General features: G+C 46.2%; 1 pseudogene. It reads right to left on the bottom strand.

What is annotated here, in order from left to right:
- Positions 1-1,546, bottom strand: a pseudogene (vmeI, locus tag R7P67_RS23990) (efflux RND transporter permease subunit VmeI); the annotation flags it as partial.

Genomic DNA, 1,546 nt, shown 5'->3' with positions numbered 1-1,546 from the left:
TATCACCTCGCGTAGTGATTTCACCATAAGCGGCATAGCTTTTTTCCGGAGCATACGTCAGCATAAAGCGTTGCAGACCTTTACCCGCAGTTGTTGTGATGTGATCAACGTGCTCTTGCTCAGCAAGCCAAGATTCCAGTTCTTTTAGCTTATCGTTAGTCGCACGAATATCTGTACCTTCCGGTAGCCACACATCCAGTTGGAAAATTGGCGTGGTTGAAGATGGGAAAAACGATTGTTTTACCAAGGTAAACCCATAAACACTTGCACCAAGCCCAACAATCAAAACCACGACCGTTAACCACGCGCGACGCATACAAAACTCTAAAAACTTTTTATATGCCACAAAAATAATGCCGTTATATGGGTCGTTTTCCTCACCTTCACCTTGCTTGATTTTCTGTCCCTTAAAGAAAATATCGGCAAAGAACGGCGTTAGAGAAATAGCGGTAAACCAACTCAGCATGAGGGAAATCAGCAGCACCGTAAACAAGGTGCCACAATACTCACCCGTGGAGTCCTCAGACAAACCAATTGGCGCAAATGCCGTTACCGCAATTACAGTTGCACCCAATAGCGGCCATTTGGTTTGAGTGACGATATCCGTCGCGGCTTGTAATCGCGTTCGCCCTTTTTGAGTGCCGATTAATATCCCTTCCACCACCACGATGGCATTATCCACCAACATACCGAGTGCGATAACCAACGCACCCAGAGAGATGCGCTGCAAGTCAATCGCGAGATATTTCATGAAGATGAACGTACCTAAAACCGTGAGTAGCAAGATCAGGCCTATCAATAGACCCGAGCGCAGCCCCATAAAGAACAGCAATACGATAATTACGATGCCAACTGCCTGAGCCAAACTGATCACAAAGCCGCTGACCGATTTATCTACCTCTTTCGGTTGGCTGTAAATCTCTGAGATTTCGACACCAACCGGTTGTTGATACTTCAACTCGGCAAGGCGACGATCAAAGGCCTTACCGACTTCAACCACGTTGACACCTTGAGCAAACGACACACCGACGTTCAGCGCTAAGCTGCCGTTAAAGTTGATGATGTTACTCGGCACTTCAACATAGCCACGTTTAATTTCTGCTACGTCTTTGAGGAAAATAAGCCCTTGCGCACCAGATTCGGTGATCAACAGATCCCCTAACTCATCAACGCTTTGGAACTCACCCGTAGGTTGAATTCGAATGTACTCATCACCAATACGAATAGCGCCAGCATCAGACACAATATTTTGCGTGGACAGCAAGTTAAAAACCGTATTTGGCGACAAACCAATACTGCTGAGCTTCTTCATCGAAACTTCAATAAAGACTTGCTCTTGCTGCTGACCAGAGACAGAAACCTTGCTGACACCATCGACCAGTTCAAGCTCACGGCGTAAGTAGTCGACATAATCCAGCAACTCTTTATAGCTGTAGCCATCCCCTGTCACTGCCAACAAGATGCCGTACACATCACCGAAGTCATCAATAACCTGAGGCTCATTAACACCTGGAGGTAAGGTGACTTTTAAGTCATTCACTTTTCG

The organism is Vibrio sp. Vb0937 (assembly GCF_033338855.1).
The sequence above is the reverse complement of the archived record's forward strand: the minus strand, read 5'-3'. Positions and strand labels throughout refer to the sequence as shown.